At 47.2% G+C, this 22,531-nt stretch carries 36 protein-coding genes; 1 reads left to right on the forward strand and 35 read right to left on the reverse strand.

Translation table 11 applies throughout. The features are described from left to right. Positions 1-360 precede the first annotated feature (360 nt). The 34 genes from DWX59_RS23205 to DWX59_RS23370 all read right to left on the reverse strand — a co-directional run bounded on the left by DWX59_RS23205 (position 361) and on the right by DWX59_RS23370 (position 20,386). Positions 361-1,608 carry an N-acetylmuramoyl-L-alanine amidase family protein gene (locus DWX59_RS23205; RefSeq protein ID WP_117562016.1) on the reverse strand — a complete coding sequence of 416 codons (1,248 nt, stop codon included), beginning with the start codon at positions 1,606-1,608 and terminating at the stop codon, positions 361-363. Between the two features lie 300 nt (positions 1,609-1,908). Beyond that, positions 1,909-2,445 (reverse strand): bL17 family ribosomal protein, encoded by a 537-nt coding sequence (locus DWX59_RS23210; RefSeq protein ID WP_117562018.1) that lies wholly within the window; start codon positions 2,443-2,445, stop codon positions 1,909-1,911. A 155-nt stretch (positions 2,446-2,600) separates the two neighbouring features. Then, on the reverse strand, positions 2,601-3,563 hold the full coding sequence (locus tag DWX59_RS23215; protein ID WP_007869282.1) for a DNA-directed RNA polymerase subunit alpha: 963 nt from the start codon (positions 3,561-3,563) through the stop codon (positions 2,601-2,603). 165 nt (positions 3,564-3,728) lie between these two features. Then, a complete protein-coding gene (gene rpsD, locus DWX59_RS23220) occupies positions 3,729-4,322 on the reverse strand; it encodes a 30S ribosomal protein S4 (RefSeq protein WP_117562021.1) in 594 nt (197 codons plus the stop codon). 25 nt (positions 4,323-4,347) lie between these two features. After that, positions 4,348-4,749, reverse strand: coding sequence for a 30S ribosomal protein S11 (gene rpsK / locus DWX59_RS23225; protein ID WP_007869284.1), 402 nt, complete (start codon positions 4,747-4,749; stop codon positions 4,348-4,350). Between the two features lie 179 nt (positions 4,750-4,928). Further along, positions 4,929-5,297 (reverse strand): 30S ribosomal protein S13, encoded by a 369-nt coding sequence (gene rpsM, locus DWX59_RS23230; protein ID WP_117562023.1) that lies wholly within the window; start codon positions 5,295-5,297, stop codon positions 4,929-4,931. Between the two features lie 26 nt (positions 5,298-5,323). Further along, positions 5,324-5,437 carry a 50S ribosomal protein L36 gene (gene rpmJ / locus DWX59_RS23235; protein WP_003497809.1) on the reverse strand — a complete coding sequence of 38 codons (114 nt, stop codon included), beginning with the start codon at positions 5,435-5,437 and terminating at the stop codon, positions 5,324-5,326. Positions 5,438-5,615: 178 nt separating this feature from the next. After that, complete coding sequence (gene infA / locus DWX59_RS23240) at positions 5,616-5,834, reverse strand: translation initiation factor IF-1 (RefSeq protein ID WP_008726446.1); 219 nt, start codon at positions 5,832-5,834, stop codon at positions 5,616-5,618. A 14-nt stretch (positions 5,835-5,848) separates the two neighbouring features. Then, positions 5,849-6,112 carry a KOW domain-containing RNA-binding protein gene (locus DWX59_RS23245; protein WP_117562026.1) on the reverse strand — a complete coding sequence of 88 codons (264 nt, stop codon included), beginning with the start codon at positions 6,110-6,112 and terminating at the stop codon, positions 5,849-5,851. Positions 6,113-6,125: 13 nt separating this feature from the next. Then, the gene (gene map / locus DWX59_RS23250; protein WP_117562029.1) at positions 6,126-6,872 is read right to left on the reverse strand and encodes a type I methionyl aminopeptidase; all 747 of its coding nucleotides are present in this window, start codon (positions 6,870-6,872) and stop codon (positions 6,126-6,128) included. Positions 6,873-6,875: 3 nt separating this feature from the next. After that, positions 6,876-7,520, reverse strand: a complete 645-nt coding sequence (locus DWX59_RS23255) for an adenylate kinase (RefSeq protein ID WP_117562031.1) — start codon at positions 7,518-7,520, stop codon at positions 6,876-6,878. Positions 7,521-7,619: 99 nt separating this feature from the next. Beyond that, positions 7,620-8,936: a preprotein translocase subunit SecY gene (gene secY, locus DWX59_RS23260; RefSeq protein WP_117562033.1), complete on the reverse strand. Its 1,317-nt coding sequence runs from the start codon at positions 8,934-8,936 to the stop codon at positions 7,620-7,622. After that, positions 8,936-9,376 carry a 50S ribosomal protein L15 gene (rplO, locus tag DWX59_RS23265; RefSeq protein WP_008726441.1) on the reverse strand — a complete coding sequence of 147 codons (441 nt, stop codon included), beginning with the start codon at positions 9,374-9,376 and terminating at the stop codon, positions 8,936-8,938. Before rplO ends, secY begins: the two co-directional genes overlap by 1 nt. Before the next feature lie 25 nt (positions 9,377-9,401). Continuing rightward, positions 9,402-9,584, reverse strand: a complete 183-nt coding sequence (rpmD, locus tag DWX59_RS23270) for a 50S ribosomal protein L30 (RefSeq protein ID WP_117562036.1) — start codon at positions 9,582-9,584, stop codon at positions 9,402-9,404. Between the two features lie 15 nt (positions 9,585-9,599). Then, the gene (gene rpsE, locus DWX59_RS23275; protein WP_008726439.1) at positions 9,600-10,109 is read right to left on the reverse strand and encodes a 30S ribosomal protein S5; all 510 of its coding nucleotides are present in this window, start codon (positions 10,107-10,109) and stop codon (positions 9,600-9,602) included. A gap of 15 nt (positions 10,110-10,124) precedes the next feature. Beyond that, positions 10,125-10,493: a 50S ribosomal protein L18 gene (gene rplR / locus DWX59_RS23280; RefSeq protein ID WP_117562038.1), complete on the reverse strand. Its 369-nt coding sequence runs from the start codon at positions 10,491-10,493 to the stop codon at positions 10,125-10,127. Between the two features lie 17 nt (positions 10,494-10,510). After that, positions 10,511-11,053 carry a 50S ribosomal protein L6 gene (gene rplF, locus DWX59_RS23285; RefSeq protein WP_008726437.1) on the reverse strand — a complete coding sequence of 181 codons (543 nt, stop codon included), beginning with the start codon at positions 11,051-11,053 and terminating at the stop codon, positions 10,511-10,513. A 170-nt stretch (positions 11,054-11,223) separates the two neighbouring features. Then, on the reverse strand, positions 11,224-11,625 hold the full coding sequence (gene rpsH, locus DWX59_RS23290; protein ID WP_117562040.1) for a 30S ribosomal protein S8: 402 nt from the start codon (positions 11,623-11,625) through the stop codon (positions 11,224-11,226). 31 nt (positions 11,626-11,656) lie between these two features. After that, entirely contained in the window at positions 11,657-11,842 is a 186-nt protein-coding gene (locus DWX59_RS23295) for a type Z 30S ribosomal protein S14 (protein ID WP_002604691.1), read from the reverse strand. Between the two features lie 17 nt (positions 11,843-11,859). Continuing rightward, entirely contained in the window at positions 11,860-12,399 is a 540-nt protein-coding gene (rplE, locus tag DWX59_RS23300) for a 50S ribosomal protein L5 (protein WP_007869322.1), read from the reverse strand. 23 nt (positions 12,400-12,422) lie between these two features. After that, entirely contained in the window at positions 12,423-12,728 is a 306-nt protein-coding gene (gene rplX, locus DWX59_RS23305) for a 50S ribosomal protein L24 (protein ID WP_008726435.1), read from the reverse strand. Positions 12,729-12,741: 13 nt separating this feature from the next. Beyond that, entirely contained in the window at positions 12,742-13,110 is a 369-nt protein-coding gene (rplN, locus tag DWX59_RS23310; RefSeq protein WP_008726434.1) for a 50S ribosomal protein L14, read from the reverse strand. Positions 13,111-13,135: 25 nt separating this feature from the next. Further along, positions 13,136-13,408: a 30S ribosomal protein S17 gene (gene rpsQ, locus DWX59_RS23315; protein WP_008726433.1), complete on the reverse strand. Its 273-nt coding sequence runs from the start codon at positions 13,406-13,408 to the stop codon at positions 13,136-13,138. Then, entirely contained in the window at positions 13,408-13,611 is a 204-nt protein-coding gene (rpmC, locus tag DWX59_RS23320; protein WP_025483884.1) for a 50S ribosomal protein L29, read from the reverse strand. Before rpmC ends, rpsQ begins: the two co-directional genes overlap by 1 nt. After that, entirely contained in the window at positions 13,601-14,038 is a 438-nt protein-coding gene (gene rplP, locus DWX59_RS23325) for a 50S ribosomal protein L16 (RefSeq protein WP_008726431.1), read from the reverse strand. The genes rpmC and rplP overlap by 11 nt, the downstream gene beginning before the upstream one ends. Beyond that, positions 14,038-14,694: a 30S ribosomal protein S3 gene (rpsC, locus tag DWX59_RS23330; RefSeq protein WP_008726430.1), complete on the reverse strand. Its 657-nt coding sequence runs from the start codon at positions 14,692-14,694 to the stop codon at positions 14,038-14,040. Before rpsC ends, rplP begins: the two co-directional genes overlap by 1 nt. A gap of 9 nt (positions 14,695-14,703) precedes the next feature. After that, positions 14,704-15,090: a 50S ribosomal protein L22 gene (rplV, locus tag DWX59_RS23335; RefSeq protein WP_008726429.1), complete on the reverse strand. Its 387-nt coding sequence runs from the start codon at positions 15,088-15,090 to the stop codon at positions 14,704-14,706. Positions 15,091-15,121: 31 nt separating this feature from the next. Further along, the gene (gene rpsS, locus DWX59_RS23340; RefSeq protein WP_008726428.1) at positions 15,122-15,406 is read right to left on the reverse strand and encodes a 30S ribosomal protein S19; all 285 of its coding nucleotides are present in this window, start codon (positions 15,404-15,406) and stop codon (positions 15,122-15,124) included. A 20-nt stretch (positions 15,407-15,426) separates the two neighbouring features. Next, complete coding sequence (gene rplB / locus DWX59_RS23345) at positions 15,427-16,272, reverse strand: 50S ribosomal protein L2 (RefSeq protein WP_008726427.1); 846 nt, start codon at positions 16,270-16,272, stop codon at positions 15,427-15,429. A 240-nt stretch (positions 16,273-16,512) separates the two neighbouring features. Then, on the reverse strand, positions 16,513-16,812 hold the full coding sequence (gene rplW / locus DWX59_RS23350; RefSeq protein WP_008726426.1) for a 50S ribosomal protein L23: 300 nt from the start codon (positions 16,810-16,812) through the stop codon (positions 16,513-16,515). Further along, positions 16,812-17,432: a 50S ribosomal protein L4 gene (rplD, locus tag DWX59_RS23355; protein WP_117562042.1), complete on the reverse strand. Its 621-nt coding sequence runs from the start codon at positions 17,430-17,432 to the stop codon at positions 16,812-16,814. Before rplD ends, rplW begins: the two co-directional genes overlap by 1 nt. A gap of 28 nt (positions 17,433-17,460) precedes the next feature. Beyond that, positions 17,461-18,096 carry a 50S ribosomal protein L3 gene (rplC, locus tag DWX59_RS23360; RefSeq protein WP_117562044.1) on the reverse strand — a complete coding sequence of 212 codons (636 nt, stop codon included), beginning with the start codon at positions 18,094-18,096 and terminating at the stop codon, positions 17,461-17,463. Positions 18,097-18,301: 205 nt separating this feature from the next. Continuing rightward, positions 18,302-18,619: a 30S ribosomal protein S10 gene (rpsJ, locus tag DWX59_RS23365; RefSeq protein WP_002566515.1), complete on the reverse strand. Its 318-nt coding sequence runs from the start codon at positions 18,617-18,619 to the stop codon at positions 18,302-18,304. Positions 18,620-19,027: 408 nt separating this feature from the next. After that, entirely contained in the window at positions 19,028-20,386 is a 1,359-nt protein-coding gene (locus DWX59_RS23370) for a cell wall-binding protein (RefSeq protein WP_117562047.1), read from the reverse strand. Between the two features lie 339 nt (positions 20,387-20,725). Here DWX59_RS23370 and DWX59_RS23375 point away from each other — a divergent pair, with 339 nt between their 5' ends. Then, positions 20,726-21,586 carry a class I SAM-dependent methyltransferase gene (locus tag DWX59_RS23375; RefSeq protein ID WP_117562266.1) on the forward strand — a complete coding sequence of 287 codons (861 nt, stop codon included), beginning with the start codon at positions 20,726-20,728 and terminating at the stop codon, positions 21,584-21,586. A gap of 34 nt (positions 21,587-21,620) precedes the next feature. Here DWX59_RS23375 and DWX59_RS23380 read toward each other — a convergent pair whose 3' ends face one another. Further along, positions 21,621-22,514 (reverse strand): S8 family peptidase, encoded by an 894-nt coding sequence (locus DWX59_RS23380; protein WP_117562049.1) that lies wholly within the window; start codon positions 22,512-22,514, stop codon positions 21,621-21,623. Positions 22,515-22,531: the final 17 nt, after the last annotated feature.

Here is a 22,531-nt window from a genome sequence, read left to right on the forward strand (position 1 = left end):
TAACAAATCCCACCCCAACTATTGACAAAGAGCCGAAAAAACAGGTCCCCAAAGGACAATTGTCCTCCAGGGGCCCATTTTCATTCTGCCATCACTCCATCGCTTCCAACCGTATACCCATCCGGCATCTCCGTACCAGCTGCCATTACGCCGTCCTCATACATATAATACCATATATATGGATTTAGCCTGGGCACTCAGCCCAGGCCATTCGCCATCCATAATGCTGCAGCGGCAGTTACCAAATACCTGCTTTTTTCATAGAGTCTCTTTTCAGCTATCCTTCTTTATTTCTCCTATGAAAAATGCCGCCACTCAACTTTTCCTCACATGATTCCCACAGAGTTCATATATTTTCCATCAATGCTGCCATACTCCGTTGGCATCCAGCTGGAAACCGTCAATGGATGTGGACACGGCCTTGGAACCGTCTCCTGGATAGAAATAATAATAGTTGTTCTCTACCTTATACCACCCTTCTACCATTGCGCCGCTTTCGTTCAGGAAATACGTCTTGCCGTTAATGGTAAGCCAGCTGCTCTTGACCATGGCTCCTTCCGGACCGCCATCATTGGGGTTCAGGTAATACCAGATATTGCCGCTCTTGATCCAGCCCTTCTTCATGTCTCCGCTTTCGCCCAGGTAATACCACTGTCCGCCGGTCTGCTGCCAGCCTGTGAGCATCCTGCCTGTGCTGTCAAAGAGATACCATTTATCATTCCACTTAAGCCAGCCGTTCTTCTGCATGTTGCCGTCCGGATACCTAAAGTACCAGGAATCGCCTTCCTTGCGCCAGCCAACGTCTGTATTGCCGCCGCTGGGGGTGCTGCCCCCATTGTTATCCTGGCCGCTGCCATCCGAAACCTCGTCCTTGTCAATGTATAAGTCCCCGGCCTCGGTCCACTCGCTCTTCTTGCCGTACTTTTTCTCCTCATCCGTATGGGGAACAGTCCTTACCTTAAAGGAATAATCGCCTTCCTTGGTCATGTATGGGTAAAAATTGTAGGAGGTTCCCTTGTAGTCTTCCAGCTTCTTCACAACGGAAGACCCTCTGTACAGATATACATCATAATATCCGGATGTATTATCTGCTTCTTCCCATCTGGCCCTGCCCCTGCTGCTGCCCCACTCCGCATCCTCAGGCGGGTCATAGGTCCCTTTGATACCGGTTGCCTTAAGGACCACCTTCAGCTGGTCCCCTGACCTGGAGGCGGATACGAAAATGCCTCCGCTTATGCTTACGCTGCTGGCGCTGTAACTACTGCGGAACCGGTACTCATAGGCGCTGCTGCTGGAAGTGTTGGGATCCAGATAAACCGTTATCTTGGGCGTATCCCCGATACCGACCTCCCTGTCATTAGACCATTCAGCTGATTCTACCTCGTACTTACTGGAAGATGTATAAACCTTGCTCCCGCTGTCGCTTGAACTGGTTCCCAGGCTGTCCCCGCTGCTGATCTCATCACCGGAATCCAGATCAATACTCACCTTTAATGAAATGTTGGTGATATATTTGTAGTCGCTGGCAGCCAAAGACTGCATGGGCATTGCCGTCATCAGTGCAGTGGCAGCCAATGCCATACATAATAACCGTTTCATGTTTTTCATGAAATCTCAACCTCCTCAAAAACAGGTATCCCCCTGAATATTCTTTTTCTGGTTCCATTATAGCCTAGAAGGCAGTTTTACGTCAACTTACGATTATCTTGCGATATTTTCTCTATTCTATCGAAGTTCTGTCAATTTTATGGCCGGGGGAGGATTGTGACACAGGGATTGTGATATAGGAACCGTGATACAGGAATCGTGATACAGGAACCGTGATACAGGAACCGTGGAATGAAAAAACTGCAGACACACATATGCGCATCTGCAGTCATCTGAATCACATTGTCATGCTGATTCTTATTATACTAATTCAATCAGAACTTCCATTGCGGCATCACCCTTACGAGGGCCAACCTTAACAATCCTGGTGTAACCGCCGTTGCGTCCCACATACTTAGGGGCAACCTCGTCAAAAATCTTTGCAACCAGGTCAACGGACTTGGTGTTCTTCTTTCTGCCGGCGGGTGTGGAAGGAACCTCGGTTACCCCGTAGAGAACCTTTAACATTTGTCTTCTTGCATGCAGCCTGGAAGGCAGATCCTTCTTGATTTCCTTCTCAACTTCATCGTAAACAGTAACCCTCTTGCCGTCAACAACTTCCTTGACCCTCTTGCCGTCTTTGTCCTTGCGGGCAACCTTGGCAGTAACCTTAACGGTCTCAAAGTTATCTTTTTCCTTCACGGCCATTGCAATCAGGCCTTCTGCAACCTTGCGGATTTCTTTTGCCCTGGTCTCAGTTGTCCTGATATGTCCATGATATAACAGTGCGGTTACCTGGCTTCTGATTAAAGCCTTTCTCTGGTCGGAAGTTCTTCCTAATTTTCTATATCCTGCCATTGTAATTTTCCTCCATCAGTGGAACACCCTCACCATGCTTCATTGGTCTTACTGGTTCAGGCATTGCAGCCCACTTAATTCTTATTGGTTACTCAGCCACGCGTCTTTGGTCTTACTGGCCGGGTGTTAACATGTAACTATCACTTCATTGGTGCTTAGTTATCATCACTTGGATTCAACTGTAAGCCTAACTCTTTCAGCTTAGCCAGCACTTCCTCTAAGGATTTGCGGCCCAGGTTACGGACTTTCATCATATCCTCGGAAGTCCTGTTGCACAGTTCCTCCACGGTATTGATGCCGGCCCTCTTCAGGCAGTTATATGAACGGACGGAAAGCTCCAGTTCGTCAATATTCATCTCAAGCACTTTTTCCTTTTCATTGTCTTCCTTCTCCACCATGATTTCTGCGGTCTTGGCATTCTCGGAAAGGTCAATGAACAGGTTCAGATGCTCGCTGAGTACCTTGGCCGCCAGGCTGACTGCCTCATCGGGAGCCAGGGTGCCATTGGTATATATCTCAAGTGTAAGTTTATCAAAGTCAGTCTGCTGTCCGACACGGGTGTTGGTAACAGCCATATTGACACGCTCTACCGGTGTATAGATGGAATCCACTGCAATCACGCCGATTGGTAAATCATCGTTCTTGTTCTTGTCAGCGCTGATATAACCACGGCCCTTTGTAATGGTGAGCTCCATGTAGAACTTGCTGTCCGTGCCGCCGCTTAAGGTTGCGATGACCTGGTCAGGGTTCATGATTTCAATATCAGCATCTGCCTGGATGTCTGCTGCGGTAATTACACCTTCGCCCTCAAATTCAATGTATGCAACTTTCGGTTCATCGGTATCGCTGTTGTTCTTGATCGCTAAGCTTTTGATGTTCATAATAATCTCAGTTACGTCTTCCTTTACTCCAGGAATGGAACTGAACTCATGCAAAACGCCATCGATTTTTACCTGACTCACTGCGGCTCCGGGTAAAGAAGAAAGCATGATCCTTCTTAAGGAATTGCCCAGCGTAGTGCCGTAACCTCTCTCAAGTGGTTCAACTACAAACTTGCCGTATCTCTTGTCTTCTGAAATCTCTGCGATTTCAATGTTTGGTTTTTCAAAATCGAACACTAATAGCCCCTCCTTTTTGGGTTTCTATCAAATCTCGAGGGATATAAAACCTGCACACAGCAGAACGTACCCAAACCAAAGAAGATCCGGGGTCCATGTCCTGCAAAGCACGCCTGTCCGGTAAGGAACAGGCATGCCTTGTACAATCTATAGAGAATGGCAGGATTATTTGGAATACAACTCGACGATAAGCATTTCGTTTACTGGAACATCAATTTCGTCTCTGGTCGGCAGTTCCTTAACAGTGCCGCGCAGGTTCTCCTGATCTACTTCCAGCCATGCTGGAGTCAGACGTCCACCGGTTACTTCCAGGATGTCTTTGTATCTCTGAGCAGATTTATACTTTTCCTTAACCTCGATGACATCACCGGCCTTAACCTGGTAAGACGGGATACCAACTGGCTTGCCGTTAACCAGGATGTGCTTGTGGTCAACAATCTGCCTGGTTTCCTTGCGTGTGCGTCCAAGACCCATACGGAACAGGACGTTATCCAGCCTGCACTCCAGAAGGATCATCAGGTTGGTACCCACCATGCCGTTCATCTTGGAAGCCTTTGCATAGTAGTTACGGAAAGGTTTCTCTAACACACCGTAAATGAATTTGGCTTTCTGCTTTTCTCTCAGCTGCATGCCGTATTCACTTAACTTCTTATTTGTTCTTCTTGATTCTCTGTTTGACTTTTTATCGATTCCTAAATAGACCGGATCCAGTCCAAGGGATCTACATCTTTTAAGAACAGGAACTCTATCTACTGCCACTTTAATTACCTCCTAATTAAGTTCATCAGACTCTTCTACGTTTTGGCGGACGGCATCCGTTATGTGGTACCGGTGTTACATCCTTAATGCTTGTTACTTCCAACCCACATGCCTGAAGGGCACGGATTGCAGCTTCACGTCCTGAACCAGGACCTTTAACCATAACGTCTACTGACTTTAAGCCATGTACAAGAGCTGCCTTCGTAGCAGTTTCTGCTGCCATCTGAGCTGCATAAGGAGTAGATTTCCTTGAACCTCTAAATCCCAGACCACCGGCACTTGCCCATGATAAGGCGTTACCCTGCGCATCAGTTAATGTAACAATTGTGTTATTAAAAGATGACTGGATATGTGCCTGTCCGCGTTCAACGTTTTTCTTCACACGCTTTTTTGTAACTTTTTTAGTCGTGGACACTTTTTTAGCCATTTTAAACTAACCTACTTTCTCATTTTCTTGAATTCGCTCTTCCTGTTTTTAAAACATGCAAATCGAATTCTGTTACCGTGTTACTTAAGGAAGTTCCTTTCACTAAGTTCGAAAAGACCTCACTAAGTTCAAAGAACAATGTTCGCACCAAACTCGCGTAATACCTCGTTAAGTGCTCACTATTTCTTCTTATTTGCTACTGTCTTCCTAGGTCCCTTGCAGGTTCTTGCATTGGTCTTTGTTTTCTGCCCGCGGACCGGAAGGCTCTTCCTGTGACGGATTCCCCTGTAGCATCCAATTTCCTGAAGCCTCTTGATGTTCATAGCGATTTCCCTGCGGAGATCACCTTCAACTGTCTGGGTATCAGCGATGATGGTTGCCAGCTTCTTTACCTCGTCGTCGGTTAAATCCTTAACGCGGGTATCTGGGTTCACGCCAGCTTCTGTTAAGATACGGTTGGAACTTGTTCTACCGATTCCGTAGATGTAAGTGAGACCGATCTCAACACGTTTTTCTCTTGGTAAGTCAACACCTGAAATACGAGCCATGTGTGTATTACACCTCCTAATTTTAATTAACCTTGTCTCTGTTTATGCTTTGGATTTTCACAAATTACTCTGATACTGCCTTTTCTCTTAATGATCTTGCACTTTTCGCAGATCGGCTTTACGGATGATCTAACCTTCACAGTAATTCTCCTTTCTATAGACCAACAAAGTTGCTCAAGCATTATACCAAAAAATCGGGACGAATGCAAGCATTTTTTCGTCTATGATTCATCTTTTTCCGGGGCTGCCGGGATCATGCTTTCCTGTGCCGCCGGGAACCCCCGGCTCCGCCTTTGGGCAGCGCTCCAAAAACGCAGCTTATTTATCCCTCCAGATAATCCTGCCCTTGGACAGATCGTATGGGGACAACTCAATGGTAACTTTGTCGCCTGGCAGGATACGGATATAGTTCATACGAAGCTTTCCGCTGATATGTGCCAGTACCTGGTGGCCGTTTTCCAGTTGGACCTGGAACATGGCGTTTGGTAATTTCTCGATTACTGTTCCTTCAATTTCAATTACATCTGCTTTTGACATTCTCTTTTTACCTCCTACTGCTTGTGGGTGCGGATAAAGGATGATATTTCCCCGTCGCTCACCGTCCCGCCTTCTGTAAGCTTTTTCCTTAAGGTTTCATCGTACTCACTTGTGAGCTGCAAGTGTTTCCTGTTCTTGCGTTTCTGTTTACTAAGGGGATGTTTCCTGCCGTCCGACAGATTAACATATTCCCCTTGGACACTGATTATGATATACAGTTCATCTTTGTCGTGACCTGCCAAACTTTTGACCAGGCCGGCTTCTTTAAACTCTACCATAGGGTCACCTCTGCTACAGCGATAAAATCTCAGGCTCTCCATCCGTAATCAGGATGGTATTCTCGTAATGGGATGCCAGTGAGCCGTCCTCTGTCACAACGGTCCATCCGTCATCCATCCACGCTACATCATAGCGACCTGCAGTAATCATAGGTTCAATTGCAAGTGTCATTCCCGGTGCCAGCTTTATGCCCTTACGCCGCTGGGAAAAATTAGGAATCTCCGGCGCTTCATGCATTTCCGTTCCAATCCCGTGCCCTACCAGGTCACGGACCACGCCGAAACCAAAGCTTTCCGCATATTCCTGGATGGCTTTGGATATATCATTGAGATGATTGCCAGCTTTTGCATACTTTATTCCTTCAAAAAAGCTTTGCTCCGTCACCTCTACCAGTTTCCTGGCCCGGGCATCCACTTCCCCGATCATATGGGTCCTGGCCGCGTCAGACTGATAACCCTTCCATATGACACCTGTGTCCAGGCTGACGATGTCACCCTCTTCCAGGTATCTGTGCTTATCCGGTATTCCATGCACCACTTCGTCATTGATGGAGATGCATACAGAAGCCGGATAACCCTGGTAGTTTAAAAAGGAAGGAATACATCCATGGCTCCTGATCATCTCTTCGCAGATTCGGTCAATTTCCTTGGTGGATATGCCGGGTTTAACTGCCTTGCCCAGCTCCTCATGGACGCTGGCAAGGATTTTCCCGGCCTCACGCATTAACTCAATTTCCCGTTCTGATTTAATTGTTACCATTCTTTATGCTCCTAAAATCTTAGCAATGGCCTGGAACACATCTTCCATATCCATGGTTCCGTCTACTTCAGCCAAAACGCCTGCTTTCTGGTAATACTCGATAAGAGGCTGGGTCTGGTCATGATATACATCAAGGCGCTTCTTAACTGTCTCCGGCTTATCGTCGTCCCTGAGCACCAGCTCCTGGCCGCACACATCACAGATACCTTCCTTTTTGGGAGGGTTATATACAATATGATAGGTTGCCCCGCATGCAAGGCATGCCCGGCGTCCTGCCATACGGCTGATGATGTTCTCATCCGGCACATCCACGTTGATGGCGTAGTCAATGGACTCCCCCATCCCGCCCAGGGCCTTTGTAAGGCTCTCTGCCTGTGGAATGGTCCTTGGGAACCCATCCAGTACATATCCGTCCTGACAGTCAGCTTCATGAATACGGTCAAGCAGCATGCCGATGGTTATCTCATCCGGCACAAGCCCGCCTGCATCCATGAATGCTTTTGCTTTCATCCCCAGTTCCGTGCCATTCCTGATGTTCGCACGGAAAATATCGCCGGTTGAGATATGGGGTATCTGATACTTTGCTGCAATCTTTTTTGCCTGGGTGCCTTTACCTGCACCTGGCGCGCCTAACATGATGATTTTCATAGACCGATCCTCCTCCAAAACCTGTAAGTTTCTTATAACGCAATCAATCCACCCTTGTGGAATACCACAAAGGCAGATTGATTAATTCAACTGTGGTTGTTAATCGTTCAAAAATCCCTTATAATAACGCACAAGCATCTGAGATTCTACTGCTTTGATTGTCTCAAGCACAACACCCACGATAATGATTAAGGAAGTCCCGGAAAATGAGATATGGCTCACATTTAGTAAACCAGACGCAAGAATCGGAACAACTGCAATCACAATCAGGCCGCATGCACCAATGAAAACAATATAATTCAAAATCTTATTTAAATAATCGCTGGTTGGCTTGCCAGGACGGATACCCGGTATGAAGCCTCCCTGCTTTTTCATGTTATTAGCCACTTCCAACGGATTAAAGGTAATGGACGTATAGAAGTATGCAAACATAATCAGCAATGCAATATAAATCACCAGACCGATGGAATACTCAGGAGCGTCAGGTCTGCACCATGAGCCGGAATTGAGCACCATCAGGATCTTGCCTCCGATTGAGCTGTAATCCACCGTGAAGAACTGGGCAATCACAACTGGGAATGACATGATGGAAGATGCAAAGATTACCGGCATTACACCTGCCGTGTTGATTTTTAACGGGATGTTGGAAGCCTGTCCGCCAACCATCTTACGGCCAACCATTTTCTTGGAGTACTGGACCGGGATTCTCCGCTCTGCATCGTTTAACACAATAACAAAGACAACCATGGCCAGAATCACAAGGGCAATCAGGACAATGGCAATCGCTGCCTTGAGTACGGTCTGCCCAAAAATGAAACGGTAATAAAGGCTCCTTACATCATTTGGCACGCTGGAGAGGATGTTGAATAACAGTACGATTGAGATACCGTTTCCAACGCCCTTATCCGTAATCTGCTCACCAATCCACATCAGCAGGGCACTGCCTGTTGTCATGGTAACAATGGCGATGATGATGTTCCAGGCATTGTAATCAAGGAGAAGCCCCTGACGGCCGAAGCCGATAGCCATGGCACTTGATTCAATCAGTGCCAGGGCCACCGTGGTGTATCGGGTGTATTCCTGAATCTTTTTTCTTCCGTCCTCACCGTCCTTCTGCAGCTCTTCCAGTTTCGGAATGGCTATGGTAAGCAGCTGGATGATGATTGAAGATGTGATGTATGGCGTAATGCTCAGGGCAAAGATGGACATGGATGAAAATGAACCACCTGTCATGGCATTAAAGAAGCCAAACACATCCGTTGTCTGTTTCGCGAACCAATCCGCAAAGAATGTTGTCTGTATTCCCGGAATCGGAAGCTGGCATCCGAAACGGATGACTACCAGCATCATAAAGGTATAGAGGATCTTAGCCCGAAGCTCTTTTACCTTAAATGCATTTCTGATCGTTTTAAACATTAGATCACCTCGCAGGTTCCACCTAAAGCTTCGATTTTAGATTTTGCACCTTCACTGAATGCATTAACCTTAACGGTCAGCTTTTTGGTTAATTCTCCATTTCCAAGAATCTTAACACCATCTCTTGGATTCTTAACAATGCCGGCCTCGATTAAAGTCTCAACTGTAACTTCAGCATCATTGTCGAACCGCTCCAGTGCGCTTACGTTAATACCTACAATAGTCTTAGAATTCATATTGGTGAAACCACGCTTTGGGATACGCCTGTATAAAGGCATCTGTCCGCCTTCAAAGCCAGGTCTTGTTGCCCCTGAACGGGCCTTCTGACCTTTGTGGCCCTTACCGGCGGTCTTACCATTACCTGAACCATGGCCACGGCCTCTTCTAAAATTATCGCTATGCTTTGAACCTGCAGCAGGCTGTAAATTTGACAATTCCATGACTGCACCTCCTTACTTTATCTGATTAGATTTCTTCAACTTTTACTAAATGTCTTACGCTTGCAATCATGCCTCTGACAGCGCCATTATCTGGCATCTCAACTGTTTTGTGCATCTTGTTCAGACCAAGAGCCACAACAGTTGCCTTCTGCTTTGGAACAGCACCGATAGGGGACTTGACTAACGTGATTTTTAATTTCCCTGCCATGTCTTTCTCCTCCTATTAGCCCACAATTTCTTCCACAGATTTGCCGCGCAGCCTTGCGAACTCTTCCGGTGTCTTCAGTGAAGTCAGACCGGCAAGGGTTGCCAGGACTACATTGGTCTTGTTGTTGGAACCTAAAGACTTTGTACGGATGTTCTTAATGCCTGCCATCTCAAGTACGGAACGGGCAGGACCTCCTGCGATAACACCGGTACCTTCTGGAGCTTTCTTTAACAGAACAGCTGCACTTCCGAATTTACCAATAAAATCATGTGGGATACTCTTATTCTCATCAACTGGAATTTCTACCAGATTCTTAATTGCGGCTTCTTTACCTTTGCGGATTGCTTCCGGAACTTCGCCTGCCTTGCCTAAACCGGCGCCGACATGGCCGTTACCATCACCAACTACTACCAGAGCGGAAAATCTCATGGTACGTCCACCTTTAACAGTCTTGGATACTCTCTTGATTGCCACTACCTTATCATTCAGTTCCATCTGACTGGCATCAATAATTGTACGCTTCATGCTTGTTCTCCTCTCTTAGAAATCCAGACCAGCTTCACGGGCTGCATCTGCTAATACCTGAACTTTGCCCTGATATATAAAGCCGCCTCTATCGAAAACAACTTCCTTGATACCTTTTTCAAGGGCCCTCTTTGCGATTACTGTACCTACATATGCTGCAGCTGCCTTGTCGTTTGTCTTCTCCAGTTCAGAACTGACTTCTTTCTCAACCGTGGAAGCAGCAACTAAAGTGTTACCAACCGTATCGTCGATAATTTGAGCATACATATGATTATTACTTCTGAACACTGCCAGACGCGGTCTCTCTGCTGTGCCAGCAAAACGGTTACGCATTCTGTTGTGTTTCTTTACGCGAACTTCGCTTCTTGACTGTTTGTTAACCATTTTTACACTCTCCTTAATTATTTCTTACCAGTCTTACCAACTTTACGTCTGATAACTTCGTCAGCATACTTGATACCCTTGCCCTTGTATGGTTCAGGCCTTCTCTTGTCTCTGATTTCAGCAGCGTATTGGCCAACTTTTTCTTTACTGATTCCCTTAACGGTAATCTTGTTCTGTCCTTCCAGGACAGTCTCGATACCTTCAGGATCTTCCATCTCTACCGGATGGGAATAGCCCAGGTTCAAAGTAAGCTTCTTGCCCTGCTTAGCTGCCCTGTAGCCAACACCATTTACTTCCAGTACCTTCTCATACCCTTCTGTAACACCATGGATCATGTTGTTAACCAGGGTTCTGGTCAGGCCATGTAAAGATTTCATTCTCTTTAAATCATTTGGTCTGCTTACGATAATCTGTCCATCCTTCTGCTCGATGGACATCTCTACTGGGAGTTCTCTCTCCAATGTTCCTTTTGGACCTTTTACAGTCACTTTATTTCCTTCTGCGATTGTAACAGTTACACCTGCCGGAACCGCAACTGGCATTCTACCGATACGTGACATGCCTTTACCTCCTACTTAAATTCTCGGAAGGAACTTCTGCGTTCCTTCTGTTTTCAGTCACATTGAACACTTGGCGCCTGTTCTTTAGGCGCTTATGTGTAAAAGTGCTTCGCGATACTTAGCGAGGTCTTTTCGAGCTTAGTATCGTCGAAGTTTCCTTAGTTACCTGCCTACCAGACAAATGCCAGCACTTCACCGCCAACGCCTAACTGACGGGCTTCTTTATCTGTAATCACACCCTGGTTGGTGGAAATGATTGCGGTACCAAGTCCACCCAGTACCCTGGGAAGCTCTTCCTTGTTTGCGTATACACGCAGGCCTGGTTTAGAAATTCTCTTAATACCGGAAATGATTTTCTCGTTCTTATCCTTGCCATACTTTAAGGTGATTCTGATGGTCTGGAAACCGCCGTCCTCTACCATGTCGTACTTTGCAACATAACCCTCTTTTACCAGGATATCAGCGATAGCTAATTTCATCTTGGATGAAGGTACGTCTACTGTATCATGTTTTGCAGTGTTTGCATTACGGATTCTTGTAAGCATATCTGCAATCGGATCGCTCATTGTCATTTTAAAATGCCTCCTTCCTCTTTCTCTCTATTTACCAGCTAGCTTTCTTAACGCCGGGAATCTGACCCTTGTATGCTAACTCGCGGAAACAGATACGGCAGATACCGTATTTTCTCAAATAAGCATGTGGGCGGCCGCAGATTCTGCAGCGGTTGTACTCTCTGGAAGAGAATTTAGCCGGACGCTGCTGTTTAATCTTCATTGAAGTCTTAGCCATGAAAAGTTTCCTCCTAACTATTTTGCAAACGGCATGTTGAATAATGTCAAAAGTTCACGAGCTTCTTCGTCAGTCTTAGCGGTGGTAACGAAGATAATATCCATACCTCTTACCTTGTCAACTTTGTCGTACTCAATCTCAGGGAAAATCAGCTGCTCTTTGATACCGAGCGCATAGTTCCCCCTGCCATCAAATGCGTTAGGGTTAACACCTCTAAAGTCACGTACACGGGGCAGTGCCAGGTTTACCAGACGGTCAAGGAATTCATACATCCTCTCGCCGCGCAGTGTTACCTTACAGCCGATTGCCATGCCTTCACGGAGTTTGAAGTTAGCGATGGACTTCTTAGCCTTGGTGGTAATAGCCTTCTGACCGGAGATGATTTCCAGATCTCTTACAGCTGAATCCAGGACCTTGGCATTTTCTTTTGCTTCGCCTACGCCCATGTTGATGACAATCTTATCAAGCTTCGGCACCTGCATAACGTTCTTATATCCAAATTTCTTCATCAGTGCGTCTACCATCTCGCTCTGATACTGTTCTTTTAATCTAGCCAACGTTTATTTCCTCCTCTCCTGAATTAATCAATCACTTTGCCGGTCTTCTTTGCCACGCGAACCTTCTTGCCGTCTTTTACTTCAAAGCCGACCCTGGTTGCCTTGCCGTCAACTACCAGCATTACATTGGAGATATCAATGGGAGCTTCCTGATTCACGATGCCGCCCTGCGGATTGCCAGGAGCCTGCTTTGTGTGCTTGGTAATCATGTTGCAGCCCTGAACCAGAACCCTATTCTTCTTTGTATCAACAGAGATTACTTTACCCTGCTTATCTTTATCTTTACCTGCGATTACGACTACTAAGTCGTCTTTTTTGATTTTATGCACAGTGGACACCCCCTTATAATACTTCTGGAGCTAAGGAGACAATCTTCATGAACTGTTTGTCTCTTAATTCTCTTGCTACAGGCCCAAAGATACGAGTTCCTCTTGGAGTCTTGTCATCCTTAATAATTACTGCTGCGTTCTCATCAAACTTGATATAAGAACCGTCTTTACGACGGGCGCCCTTTTTTGTGCGCACAACTACAGCTTTTACAACATCGCCCTTCTTTACAACACCGCCTGGTGTTGCATCTTTAACGGAAGCAACGATGATATCACCGATATTGGCATATCTTCTGGTTGAACCACCTAATACACGGATGCAGAGAAGTTCTTTTGCACCGGTATTGTCGGCAACCCTAAGTCTTGTTTCCTGCTGAACCATACCTGTTACTCCTTCCTCATCTCAATTATCTTGCTTTCTCGATAACTTCAACAAGTCTCCATCTCTTATCCTTGGACAGTGGTCTTGTTTCCATTACTTTAACTTTATCACCGATGCCGCATTCATTCTTCTCGTCATGAGCTTTTAACTTAACGGTTTTCTTAACGATCTTACCGATCAGTGGGTGTTTAATGTGGTCCTCGATTGCTACAACAATGGTTTTGTCCATTTTATTGCTAACCACTTTACCGGTACGGGTTTTTCTTAAATTTCTTTCCACGGTAAGTTCTCCTTTCATTAAGCATTAGCCTTCTCAGTGATAACAGTCTGGATCCTGGCAATATTCTTGCGTACTTCCTTGATTCTGGATGTGTTATCTAACTGATTGGTTGCATTCTGGAATCTTAAATTGAACAGTTCCTTCTTCGCAGCTACTAACTCTTCATTCAGCTGGTTGGCTGACTTATTCTTTAATTCTTCTACAAACTTATTAGTTTTCACTGTTATCACCGCCTTCTAAATCTGCTTTAGAAGCAATCTTACACTTGCATGGCAGCTTGTGCATTGCAAGACGCAGAGCTTCCCTAGCTGTTTCCTCTGGTACACCAGCGATTTCAAATAATACGCGGCCTGGCTTTACAACTGCTACCCAGTACTCCAGAGCGCCTTTACCGGAACCCATACGGGTTTCTGCTGGCTTTGCTGTTACAGGTTTATCGGGGAAAATCTTAATCCAGACTTTACCACCACGCTTAATGTAACGGGTCATGGCAACACGGGCTGCCTCAATCTGGTTTGACTTAATCCAACATGGCTCAGTAGCGACTAAACCGAACTCACCGTTAGAAATCGTATTGCCTCTTAAAGCTTTGCCGGCCATAGATCCACGGAACTGTTTACGACGCTTAACTCTTTTAGGCATTAACATTATTTATCGCTCCCTTCCTTGTTTCCTTTAGTAGGAAGTACTTCGCCCTTGTAGATCCAAACCTTAACGCCAAGCTTGCCGTAGGTTGTATCTGCTTCTGCGAAACCATAGTCAATATCTGCTCTTAATGTCTGAAGCGGGATTGTACCCTCGCTGTAGAACTCAGTACGTGCAATATCTGCGCCGCCAAGACGTCCTGCAACAGCGGTCTTGATACCCTTAACGCCAGCCTTCATGGTCCTGCCCATGGTGGACTTCATTGCGCGGCGGAAGGAAACACGGTTCTCAAGCTGGGATGCGATAGACTCGGCAACCAGCTGTGCATCCTTATCCGGACGCTTGATTTCCTTAATGTCTACAAACAGTTTCTTATCTGTCAGCTTCTGGACTTCTTTCTTTAACTTCTCGATTTCAGAACCACCCTTACCGATAACCACGCCTGGCTTAGCGGTATAGATGATGACCTTCACCCTGTCGGAAGCACGCTCAATCTCGATTTTGGAAATACCGGCACTGAACAGTCTCTTCTTCAGGAACTTTCTAATATTATAATCTTCAACCAGGCAGTCAGCAAAATCAGCTTCTGCATACCACTTGGAATCCCAGTCTTTAATAACACCGACCCTTAAGCCGTGTGGATTAACTTTCTGTCCCATATTTGCCTCCTATCTCTCATTCAGAACAACAGTGATGTGGCTCATTCTCTTCTCGATCCTGTAAGCACGTCCCTGAGCTCTCGGTCTGACTCTCTTCATGGTTGGGCCCTGGTTTGCGTAGCATTCCTCTACGTAAAGTTTTGACCTGTCCATTCCGTTATTGTTCTCAGCATTTGCTGCTGCTGATTCCAGTAACTTCTTAACTAAGCTGGAAGCATATCTGGGATTGTAAGTTACAATACCAAGTGCGGTTTCTAAATCTTTGCCCCTAACGGCATCTAATACGAAACAAGCCTTCTGGACAGACACTCTAGCGTAAGACAGTGTTGCGCTTGGTCTTGTGTCCTTCTGGGCATTTCTCTCTCTCTTGACTTGGGATCTATGTCCTTTTGCCATTGGTAAAACCTCCTTTCAATTTACCCGTGAATTACTTTCTCACGCCGGATTTCTTCTCGTCTTTTCCGTGACCCCTATAGGTCCTGGTTGCTACGAATTCGCCCAGTTTATGTCCTACCATATCTTCGGTTACATATACCGGAACGTGTTTCCTACCGTCATGAACTGCAATTGTATGACCAACAAACTGTGGGAAGATTGTAGAACGGCGGGACCAGGTCTTAATTACCTGCTTCTGTCCTGCTGCATTCATTGCGTCTACTTTCTTTAACAGATGCGCGTCTGCAAATGGTCCTTTTTTCAGTGAACGAGCCATGTGTTCTTAACCTCCTTTAACTATTTGATGGTTCTGCCATCACGTCTTCTTACGATCAACTTGTTAGACTGCTTGTTTTTCTTTCTGGTCTTCAGACCCAGAGCAGGCTTGCCCCATGGTGTGCATGGACCTGGACGTCCGATACCACACTTACCTTCACCACCACCGTGTGGATGGTCGTTGGGGTTCATTACGGAACCGCGGACAGTTGGTCTGATACCCATGTTGCGCTTCCTACCAGCTTTACCAATGTTGATCAGGGAGTGTTCACCATTGCCAACAACACCGATTGTTGCGCGGCAGATGATTGGAACCATTCTCATTTCACCTGAAGGTAAACGTAAGGTGGCATACTTGCCTTCCTTAGCCATCAGCTGTGCTGCATTACCGGCGGAACGGACCAGCTGGCCGCCCTTGCCAGGATATAACTCAATGTTGTGTACCTGTGTACCAACCGGAATATGGTACAGCGGCATACAGTTGCCAAGCTTTGCCTCTGCCGTGTCGCCGCTTACAACCTTCATTCCATCCGTTAAGCCCTGTGGAGCCAGGATATAAGACTTGGTGCCGTCTGCATAGCAGATCAGTGCAATGTTGGCAGTTCTGTTTGGATCGTACTCAATACCGATAACGGTTGCCGGGATACCATCCTTGCTGTTTCTCTTGAAATCAATGATCCTATATTTTCTTCTGCTGCCGCCGCCTCTGTGACGGACAGTGATTTTACCCTGATTGTTACGACCTGCGTTCTTGTTCAGGGAAACTACCAGAGACTTTTCTGGGGTGGTCTTGGTGATTTCCTTGAAATCAGAGCCGGTCATATGTCTTCTGGAAGGTGTATAAGCATTATACTTCTTAATTCCCATGACATTTTACTCCTTTTCATTTTCTTTTCGCGGCATGCGGTTCTGGACGGGATATCTGGGATGTCCCCTGTGAACGGGATGCCGTATAAGTTCTCCGGCCGGGATACCCGGCGGGTTTTGGGTTTGTTGGATTAAGGTGCATCCAACGGGAGCGGGTTCCGCTCGACTAAGCTCGAAAAGACCTCGCTAAGTCTCGGGAACGGCGTTCGCACTAAGTTCGTGAGATACCTCACTAAGTGCTTACAGCCCCTGGAAAATCTCTATTTCCTTGCTGTCTTCCGTCAGCTTTACGATTGCCTTTTTGGAAGCAGCGGTCCTGCCGAAGGTGGTTCCTCTTCTCTTAACCTTTCCCTCGCAGTTCATGGTGTTCACAGTCTCAACCTTGGTGCCTGGGAACATCTTCTCAACCGCTTCTTTAATCATGGATTTATTGGCATCTACATGGACCATGAAAGTATACTTCTTATCTGTCATGGCGTTCATGCTCTTCTCAGTAATAACTGGTTTTAAAATGACGTCATAATACTTAATATCTGCCATTATGCGTACACCTCCTCGATGGATGCAACAGCAGCCTTGGTAGCAACTACTGTGTTGTACTTCAGAATGTCGTATACATTGATGGAGTCAACCTGTGCAGTCTTAACGTCTGCAACGTTCCTTGCGGATAATACTGTGTTCCGGTCATTGTCAGCCAGAACAACCAGCGCCTTGTTTACCTTAAGGCTGTCCATGACGCCCTGGAACTTCTTGGTCTTAATCTCATCAAACTTCAGCTCATCTACAACAATGAACTTGTTGTCCTGAACACGGCTTGTAAGTGCTGACTTAAGGGCAGCCCTCTTTTCCTTCTTGTTCAGTCTGATTGTGTAATCCCTTGGTGTGGGAGCGAATACCACGCCGCCGCCCTTCCACTGAGGGGATCTGGTTGAACCCTGTCTTGCATGACCGGTCCCCTTCTGTCTCCACGGTTTCCTACCGCCGCCTGAAACCTCAGAACGTGTCTTTGCTTTCTGTGTTCCCTGACGCTTATTAGCAAGCTGTGCAACAACTGCAAGATGTACCAGGTGCTCGTTAACTTCTACACCGAACACGGCATCGTTCAGTTCTAATGTGCCAACTTCTTTACCTTCCATATTGTAAACAGATACGTTTGCCATCTGTGTGTTCCTCCTTTCCTATAAAAGCTTACCTTTCAACCTTAACGGTTTCCTTGATTGTTACCAGGCTCTTCTTAGGTCCTGGTACTGCGCCCTTCACCAGAATCAGGTTATTATCGGTATCAACCTTAACAACCTCCAGGTTCTGGACGGTAATCTTCTTGCTGCCCATATGGCCTGGCATACCTTTGCCCTTGAATACGCGGCCTGGTGTGGTAGCGGAACCGTTGGAACCCTGATGACGATGGAACTTGGAACCATGAGCCATGGGTCCTCTGTGCTGTCCATATCTCTTGATGGCGCCCTGGAAGCCTTTACCCTTGGAAATAGCGGTTGCATCAATCTTATCGCCAGCAGCGAAGATGTCTGCCTTAATCTCATCTTTTACAGAATACTCTTCTGCATTCTCAAACTTGAATTCCCTTACATATCTCTTATAGGAAACCCCGGCCTTATCAAAGTGGCCCTTCTGTGGCTTGTTAACCAGTTTTTCCCTCTTGTCAACGAAACCAACCTGTACTGCTTTGTAACCATCGTTCTCAGCAGTCTTAACCTGTGTTACCACACAAGGTCCTGCCTGAAGTACGGTTACCGGAACTAAAGCACCATTCTCATTGAAGATCTGGGTCATTCCGACTTTTGTTGCTAAAATCGCTTTCTTCATTGTCTTACCTCCTGTTTCATGATCTACAGCGGAATGCTTTCGCATTCATCCTAGAACAGTCTTAATATACGTGGAACACTATGAACCGCTTCTGGGTAATCCCCCTGCCTTCATGGGGCAAGCGGTGCGGTATGTTGATTCCTCAACAGGAAATGCAGTGTTGCTTCTATATTTAAACCCTTCAGGATATAAACATTGTCCGACCTTATTTGGTCTTCATCTTGATGTCGATGTACACGCCAGCCGGCATTTCCAGTCTGGACAGTGCATCAACTGTCTTCTGGCTTGGAGCAGTGATGTCGATGAGTCTCTTGTGTGTCCTCTGTTCGAACTGCTCTCTGGAATCTTTGTACTTATGAACCGCACGCAGAATGGTTACTACCTCTTTCTTGGTTGGTAACGGCACCGGTCCGCTCACCTGTGATCCTGTCTTCTTTACAGTCTCGATGATTTTGCCGGCAGACTGATCTACTAACTGATGATCATAAGCCTTTAAAGTGATTCTCATTACTTGACTTGCCATAAAAAAAGTCGCCTCCTTTTCGCACTTTTAAACCAAGTACGACAAGCGGTGACTGTACACGTTTCCGTGTGTGTCCTCAAAGGACTCCACACTGATTCTGCTGATTATCCTGCAGTTTCTTTAATTGGTACAGTGACTTGTCGCCAGTTTCCTAACTTGACATTCGCTCCACGGAAAACCTGCCTCACTTTGTGGGCAGCAACCTCTCGCTTCAACGCTATCATGCCACAGCCTTGTTATATTAGCACACTTTTTTTATAAATGCAAGTACTTTTTTTATTTTTTAATCCTGCGTATGGATTGGTATAAGTCCTGTTTTGAAATCCCGGGAACAGGGACCGGTTCAATTTTGCGCAAAAGAAAAGACCTCTGCCTAATCAGAAGTCTTTCCTGGTTCTGTTATGTTAATCATTCCGTGCAGTACGGCTCCACGGGTTCTGTTGTGTAAGCATCAATATCCGTATCCTCATCCGCTGACATCAGCTGTCCGCTGGCATTGGTAACAAACTTAACCCCGTCACTGTTCTTTACCTTTGCATTCTTCATGACCTTGCCGGAAGAATTGACCACATAATTCTTATTATCCACCTCATAGCACACATACTTCTGTCCATCCGTGGCTTTCTGAAGCTTCCCTTTATAATATAGGTAGTTATCCTTTACACCATTGTAGCCGCGGCCATTGTCTGAGAAATAGAAATCAGACTTGTTGCCGTCGTCCTCCGTCACCTTCATCTTCCCCTTCTGCACGCAGCTCTTCTCCTTGTCCCCAAAGTAGAAGGAGGTCCAGTTGTCATCGCCCGAGCCAAGGTATACTTTCTTCAGGCCATAAACAGGATTGCCAAGGTGGTTGAACAGGTAGGATTTGCCGTTCAGCTTCACGATATCATTGGTGGTCAGGCGCTCGGAATCAGCTGCCCTGGGCTTTCCGCTGTTGGTAAAATAAAACCACTCCACATCGCCTTCATACCCTTCCAGGTCCTCCGGCGGTTCAATGGAGTACCAGCCAATCCTGGCCTTCCCATCGGCCCCGAAATACATGTAGTCCTCAATGGTGTCATCTGAAGACGTGGAGCGCACCTTCTTCCAGCCGGTCTGCATGGCGCCCACCTCATCAAAGCAGTAATACGTACCGTCTATCTTACGGGCCGTGTAGTCGCCGTCCGAACTGTCAGGCACGAACTTCTTGCCGCTGGAGGAAAAGTAGAACCAGTACTTGCCGTCATCATCCGTCACGCTGTCAATTCCCGGGGTCACCTTGTTGCGGTCATCATCGTCCTCATCCGGCGGCTCCAGCTTCTGCCATCCCGTCCTCATGACGCCGTCCGTTCCCGTATAATACATATCATCCAGTATCCAGCCCAGCTCCATGCGGCCGTCCCCTGAAAAATGGTACCACTTGTTATCAATCTTCTTCCACGCATCGGTCATCATCTTGCCGCTGCTGCCAAAATAATACCACTCATATTCACCCTCATCGCTGGTAAGCTTTAACCACTTATCAGTCAGGATGATGCCGTTGCTGTCCACGTAATAATCGGAATCCACCCAGGCATTGGTCGCCATGACACCTTCCCCGTTAACGTAACGCCACTGGTTGTCCGCGCCTTTTTTCCATGTATTATATACCTGGTTTCCATTGGAATCATAATATACCCAGCTGCTTCCTGATTGAGCCCAACCTTCTGCTGCCAGGGCTGAAATTGTGGCCGTACCAAAAGACAGCACCGCTGCCAGCACCCACACTGCCACTGTTTGTTTTCTCATATGCTCAGCTCCTCTTCCCATCCGTTCCAGGGCGTGCGGATGGCGGGAATGAATTCCCAAACGCATCCCGGGGCAAACGTCAATCCTTAACACGCTCCAGCCCATGCCGGCACCTTATCAGATACTCCGGCAATCCTAAAGTATATTGTATCAAGGCTACCCCAATTATTCAACCTTATTTATCTTTCAATTTATTTACGATAGGCTTTAATTTTTCTTTTCACAGCAAATGCCTGCAAATAGATTCCGTCCGCGCTTGACGCGGCCGCATCATTTAGACTATACTCTGTAATATGTCATTCTATTTGATTTTAATAAGGAAATGAGGTTATGAATACTATGTGGCTTGCCGATGATTGGAAGGATTATGAAGTAATAGACTGCTCACAGGGCGAAAAACTGGAACGATGGGGCAGATATCTGCTGGTCCGGCCGGACCCTCAGGTTATCTGGGATACCCCTAAGGGCCATAAAGGCTGGAAACACATGAACGGCCATTACCACCGCAGCAGCAAAGGCGGGGGCGAGTGGGAATTTTTTGATTTGCCGGAACAGTGGTCCATTGGTTACAAAGGGCTTACATTCAACCTGAAGCCCTTCAGCTTTAAGCACACAGGGCTGTTCCCGGAGCAGGCCGCTAACTGGGACTGGTTTAGCGGACGGATAAGGAAGGCCGGAAGGCCGGTTAAGGTCCTCAACCTCTTTGCCTACACCGGCGGCGCCACCCTGGCGGCTGCCAAGGCCGGGGCCAGTGTCACCCACGTGGACGCCTCCAAGGGCATGGTGGGCTGGGCCAAGGAAAACTCGGCATCTTCCGGCCTGTCCGACGCGCCCATCCGCTGGATTGTGGATGACTGCGTAAAATTCGTGGAGCGGGAGATCAGAAGAGGCAACCGCTATGATGCAATCATAATGGACCCGCCGTCCTACGGACGGGGGCCCAAAGGTGAAATCTGGAAGATAGAGGATGCCATCCATCCGCTGGTCAAGCTTTGCGTCCAGCTGCTCTCAGACAATCCCCTGTTCTTTTTAATCAATTCCTATACCACAGGCCTTGCGCCTGCAGTGCTGAGTTACATGCTGGGCGTGGAGGTGATTCCCCGCTTTGGCGGCACGGTCAATGCCCAGGAAGTAGGGCTTCCGGTGACGGAAACCGGGCTGGTGCTGCCCTGCGGGGCATCGGGGCGGTGGGAGGCGTAGGATTCCTCCGCCCCCGCGTACCGGCTGCCCTTTTTCAGTCTTCCACCAGCCGCGCCACGTCCAGCTTGCCCCATCCCTGCTGGTTATGGGGCAGTCCTAAGTCCACGGCCCTCTCCCGGATGCGCAGTTTCACATCCTTATTGCTCATGTCAGGATTTTTTTCCAGCAAAAGGGCAATTGCCCCGGATACCAGGGGCGTGGACATACTGGTCCCTGATTTTGAGAAATACCGCCCCGGTTCATTGCAGCAGCTGACTATGCCAGAACCAGGGGCAACAATATCGGGCTTGCATACACATGCCAGGGTTGGCCCCCTGCCTGAGTAATCCACCATCCTGCTGCCCATCACATCCACTTCCTTATGGTCGTCTGAGCATCCCACGGTAATGACCTTCCTGCTGATACCCGGAGTGGTAATGGTCATACGGCCCGGACCATGGTTACCGGCTGCCACAACAACAACCAGACCATCATCCCAGGCCGCATTGACTCCCCGCACCAATATGGAGTTCTCCGTCATATCCCGTCTGGAAAGGGACCCCACGGAAATGTTCACAATACGGATACCATACTCCTCCTTGTGCTCCCTTATCCATTTTAATCCTGCCAGTACATCGGAGGCATATCCATTTCCCTTGTGATCCAGCACTTTGACCGAAATAATGCTGCAGCCAGGCGCTACGCCCCTGTACTTTCCCTCGGAGGAAACGCCGCTCCCTCCTATAATGGCTGATATATGGGTCCCATGCCCGTTGTCGTCATAGGGCTGGGGCCTATGGTTCACATAATCAGCAAACGCTGTTATTCTATCTTTAAAATCCTCATGGAGATAAACGCCGGTGTCCAGGACAGCAACACCAACCCCTTTCCCCGTGATTCCCATGGAATATACGATGTCACAATTTATGTCTTCCCTTGCCTGATTCACATCACGATATTCTCCTT

Source organism: Enterocloster aldenensis (assembly GCF_003434055.1).
Lineage (GTDB): Bacteria > Bacillota > Clostridia > Lachnospirales > Lachnospiraceae > Enterocloster > Enterocloster aldenensis.